We start from the raw sequence: 4696 nt of genomic DNA, 5'->3' as shown, positions 1-4696 counted from the left end.
TTTTATGTCTTGATAGGCTTATAACCAATAAACAAAGAAGTAAAGGCCTAACCAGACGACATCAACGAAGTGCCAGTACCATGCAACGGCTTCAAATGCGAAGTGCTTATCTGAGCTGAAGTGCCCCTTCAAGCTTCTTACTAGAATAGCAATTAGCATGATAGTACCAATCGTCACGTGCATGCCATGAAAACCGGTTAACATGTAGAAGGTCGACCCGTAGATACCTGAATTAAGTGTCAGGTCTAAAGCATTGTAGGCATGGCTATATTCGTATGCCTGGAAACCAAAGAAAATCAAACCCAATAAAATTGTTGCTGCTAAACCGATGATAAGCTGGTTTTTCTTATTATGCTTTAAAGCATGATGTGCCCAGGTAAGTGTTACTCCGCTGGAAAGTAATATGACTGTATTATATAGCGGGATGCCACCAGCGCCCATAGCCTCTTTGGTTTGGATGTAAGACTCTCCTCCATCAGGAGTTGTAAGTAAGGGCCAGGACGCCTTAAAACCTTCCCATAGAAGGTTAGACGAGCCAAGGTGACCTTCACCGCTGAGCCAGGGGAGTGAGATTTCTCGAAGGTAAAATAAGGAGCCAAAAAGTGCTACAAAGAAAAATACTTCTGAGGTGATAAACCATATCATTCCTTGTCTAAAGGAAATATCTACCTGAGGGCTGTATTTACCACCCATGCTTTCGTCAATCACGTCACTAAACCAGCCATAGAAGAGATAGGCAACAATAGCTAGCCCCGTCCAAATCATATATGTACCCGCATCGACGTCATTAACCCAAAATGCGACACCGAGTACTGTAAAAAATATTCCCATTACAGCAATAATGGGCCATTGGCTGCCGTGGGGGACGTAATAACTGTCAGAACCTGCTGTGCTCATAATGTCCTCTTTATTTTAATTGTTTGTACCATTAGCTATTCAAATAGTTTGCTTGTCGCCAGCTTTATTCAAAGTCTTCTTTGAGTCGCTGACAGAGGGTAATGCGTCTTTATTAGTTTTCAGTGAGTCGTCTCTGTTTGTGTTCATAATGGTATAAGATAAAGTTACCGTTTGAATGTCTTCAGGTAGATTCGGGTCGAGAACAAACTGTAAACCCATGTCTTTTGATTCGCCTGCTTGAAGGGTTTGAGTCTCAAAGCAGAAACATTCCATTTTCTTTAAATGTTGGTTTGCTTGCCATGGTGTAACCCCAGGTATTGACTGGGTTTCAACTGGCTGCGAACTGTTGTTCTTAAAGAAATAGCTGGTACTGACTCGTTCGCCAAGCTTCACCTTCATGGTTTTCGCTTCAGGTTTGAATTCCCATGCCATATTGCCATTTATAGTCGAGTCGAATTGAACCGTTACGGTTCTTAAAGACTGACTAAGTTCTTCGCTACTTAGTTCAGAAATCTCAGAGCGCCCACTGTTACTATCGATGCTATTGATACCGGCGACATCGCATACGAGTTTGTATAACGGCACCATCGCAAAGGCAAAGCCAAACATAAGCACTGTTAACATTGCGAGCTTTAGTGCGGTTTTCTTGTTTTGTTTTACTGGTACTTCACTCATGTTATGCACCCACGGCTAAAGTTTGGCTGACGCCATAGGCGGCAATGCATAAGCTTGATATCGCAATGCCTCCAAGAATTAGCGCGGTGCGAATATTTGACTTCTTTAATGCTTGTTCGCTTTGTTGGTTCATAATCAAAACTCTTTTTGTTGTTAAGTATCTAGCCTTGGGCTCTTTGTTAAAGCACCCAAGGCCAGATTCTGGTTTTATTTGACCGTAGGAGGTGTTTCAAAGCTATGGAATGGTGGAGGAGAGGGTAGCGTCCACTCCAGGCCAGGTGTACCGATCTGAGAACCTTCCCAAGGCTGAGCTGGAGCTTTCTCGCCACCACGTATAGTTTGAATAATGATGTAGACAAAGAGTAGGTGAGATAGGCCGAAGATAAAGGCACCAATGCTCGATATCTGGTTAAACTCAATAAACTGCACGCTGTAATCAACGATACGGCGTGGCATACCCGCTAAGCCCGAAAAGTGTTGAGGGAAGAACGTCAGGTTAAAGCCGATGGTTGTCCACCAGAAAAAGATTTTACCCAGCGTTTCGTTATACATATGGCCAGTCCACTTTGGCAGCCAATAGAATACACCTGCGTAGAGCCCGAATAGTGCGCCGGGTATTAATGCGTAGTGAAAATGTGCGACCACAAAGTAGGTGTCATGGTATTGCAAATCTGCAGGTACAACCGCCAGCATGACACCTGTAGTTCCTGCAAATGAGAACATCACAATGATGGCAATGGCGAAGAGCATGGGTGTTTCAAAGGTAATAGAGCCACGCCACATCGTTAAGATAAAGTTGAACAGCATTAGGCCAACGGGGATCGAGATTAAAATTGTACCAATCATAAAGTAGTTGGTCGCGAGGACAGACATGCCAATGGTGTATTGATGGTGAGCCCATACGACCATACCCAAGACCAGCAGAATACCCATAAACCAAACTAATGGGCGGTAGCCAAACAAAGGCTTACGGCAGAATGTTGGAACAATAACACCTAAAACTCCGATAGAAGGTAGTAATAGTACATATACTTCCGGGTGACCAAAGAACCAGAATAAATGCTGGAATAACACAGGGTCGCCGCCGCCAGCAGCGTCGAAGAAACTGGTACCGAAGTGACGGTCAAACAAAAGCATGGTTACGCCGCCAGCAAGTGCTGGCATGATCATAATCAATAGAATTGCTGTAAATAGCCATGCCCAGACAAACAAGGGTAGTTTCATCATATCAAGGCCGGGAGCGCGCATATTCAATACCGTTGTAACGATATTGATGGCAGCGAGTATCGATGATATGCCTAATACATGAAGAGTAAAGATCAGCAGATCCATCCCCATTCCCGCTTGAACAGATAAGGGAGGGTACAAGGTCCAGCCTGTATTGACGGGGGCGCCGCCACCGAAAAACGGTACGATGACTGACAAAATAAGCAGGGCAGCCCCGGCGGGTAATAGCCAGAAACTCAAGTTATTTAAGCGTGGCAATGCCATATCTGGCGCACCGATTTGAAGTGGGATCATCCAATTCGCCATACCAGCTGCGGCAGGCATGACAACACCAAAGACCATAATCAAGGCATGTGTAGTGACCATGTTATTGAAAAGGTCAGGCTCCAAAAACTGCAAGCCAGGAAAGTACAACTCTGCTCTAATGAGCATTGCCATACCACCACCCAAAAATAACATAATGAGAGAAAACACCAGGTACATGGTACCAATATCTTTATGGTTAGTGCTGAATAACCAGCGGCCTATACCCTTCGGTGGCTCATTGTGGTGATCATGATCGGCGCTTGAAACGTCCTGATTTTGTTCATCAATTGTAATAGTAGAACTCATTGATTATCTCCTCCTAGCGCGCCGCTTTGACATCAGCTGGTTGCACAACATCACCTGTGTTATTACCCCAGGCATTTCTTTCGTAGGTTACGATTGCTGCCACTTCCAGGTCATTCAACTGAGCGCCCCAAGCAGCCATGGCTGTACCCGATACACCCTTGATTACGACTTCAAGATGTTTAGCGGGGTCGCCTTTGGCAATTTCGCTACCAGCCAGCGCTGGAAATGCGGGGGGAACACCAGAGCCATCGACTTGGTGGCAGGCTCCGCAGTTGGTGTTGTAGAGGGACTCGCCCCGAGCCATTAATTCTTGCATTGGCCAGACAGTGTCTGAAGAAGCTTCCTTCTCTTTCGCTATCTTGATTTCCTTTTGCTTTGTCATCCATGAATCAAACTCGCTACCGGCAATCGCTTCAACTTGAATGGGCATGAAAGCGTGCCCCGTACCACAGTTTTCGGCACATTGGCCGTGATACGTGCCAGCCTTCTCGATAATAGTCCAGGTTTCGTTGATATAGCCGGGAATGGAGTCTTTCTTAACCGCAATTGCCGGAACCCACCAAGCGTGAAGAACATCGGTTGCGGTATGAAGGAAACGAATTCGTCGGTCAGTAGGTAGGTAGAGAGGGTTATCCACCATTCTTAAATAGCGATCACCAGCTTGTTCCTCAGGCAGTAGGTTACTGACGATCTTAATATCGTCTTCCATGTACTCGTATGTCCACTTCCATTGGGAACCTGTCACTTTAATTGTCAGGTCTGCTGGGGTCTTATCTTCAATTAAGTCAAAGGTAGAGCTTGCGCTGCCAGCAATACTTAAATCAATAGCGAGTACAATAATCGGCACCAGAATCCAGGACCATGTGCCAAACTTGCTGTTATGAAATTCTTGGTCGGCTTCGTAATTTTTCGACTTTCTGAATTTGAATATGGAGTAAAAGATGACGACGGTGACGAGGATCATAATGATCAGTGCGATGTAGGCCGTCATCATATGGAGGTCAAATACTTCCCGTGTTACAGGAGAGACTGGCTCAGGAAGGTTAAGAGCGTATTCAGAAAATACATTCCTGGAGGCAAGCAAAAGACTTGGCATGGCAATAAGCATGCTGAGCTTGCGTAAACGATTTGGCATCCGTTGATCCTCATCAAAGGCATACCAGATTCTGAGTCGAAGTGAATTTGCCGAACTTTATTCGTTAAGGGGCATAATCACGTCTTTAACCGTTGTGTGGCAAATCAAGATGTCAAAAATATCTAGTTATTATTTTCAATCTGGCCTGTT

At 45.1% G+C, this 4696-nt stretch carries 5 protein-coding genes; all 5 read right to left on the bottom strand.

Going from position 1 to position 4696, the window contains the following annotated elements; all coding sequences use genetic code 11:
• Positions 1-18: 18 nt before the first annotated feature.
• Positions 19-897 carry a cytochrome c oxidase subunit 3 gene (locus tag A3757_RS05795; protein WP_068515580.1) on the bottom strand — a complete coding sequence of 293 codons (879 nt, stop codon included), beginning with the start codon at positions 895-897 and terminating at the stop codon, positions 19-21.
• A gap of 39 nt (positions 898-936) precedes the next feature.
• Positions 937-1572, bottom strand: a complete 636-nt coding sequence (locus tag A3757_RS05790) for a cytochrome c oxidase assembly protein (RefSeq protein ID WP_068515577.1) — start codon at positions 1570-1572, stop codon at positions 937-939.
• A 1-nt stretch (position 1573) separates the two neighbouring features.
• Entirely contained in the window at positions 1574-1705 is a 132-nt protein-coding gene (locus A3757_RS27860) for a hypothetical protein (RefSeq protein ID WP_255374912.1), read from the bottom strand.
• 74 nt (positions 1706-1779) lie between these two features.
• Complete coding sequence (locus A3757_RS05785) at positions 1780-3411, bottom strand: cytochrome c oxidase subunit 1 (protein WP_068515574.1); 1632 nt, start codon at positions 3409-3411, stop codon at positions 1780-1782.
• A gap of 13 nt (positions 3412-3424) precedes the next feature.
• Positions 3425-4546: a cytochrome c oxidase subunit II gene (gene coxB, locus A3757_RS05780; RefSeq protein WP_082865175.1), complete on the bottom strand. Its 1122-nt coding sequence runs from the start codon at positions 4544-4546 to the stop codon at positions 3425-3427.
• Between the last annotated feature and the right edge of the window lie 150 nt (positions 4547-4696).

The organism is Oleiphilus sp. HI0117 (assembly GCF_001635235.1).
Note: the sequence above shows the minus strand (reverse complement) of the source record. Positions and strands in the feature narration are given on the sequence as shown.

Excerpts from the sequence above, each read along its gene's own strand:
- A3757_RS05795 (WP_068515580.1), bottom strand. The coding sequence starts at position 897 with ATGAGCACAGCAGGTTCTGACAGTTATTACGTCCCCCACGGCAGCCAA.
- coxB (WP_082865175.1), bottom strand. The coding sequence starts at position 4,546 with ATGCCAAATCGTTTACGCAAGCTCAGCATGCTTATTGCCATGCCAAGT.
- A3757_RS05790 (WP_068515577.1), bottom strand. The coding sequence starts at position 1,572 with ATGAGTGAAGTACCAGTAAAACAAAACAAGAAAACCGCACTAAAGCTC.
- A3757_RS27860 (WP_255374912.1), bottom strand. The coding sequence starts at position 1,705 with ATGAACCAACAAAGCGAACAAGCATTAAAGAAGTCAAATATTCGCACC.
- A3757_RS05785 (WP_068515574.1), bottom strand. The coding sequence starts at position 3,411 with ATGAGTTCTACTATTACAATTGATGAACAAAATCAGGACGTTTCAAGC.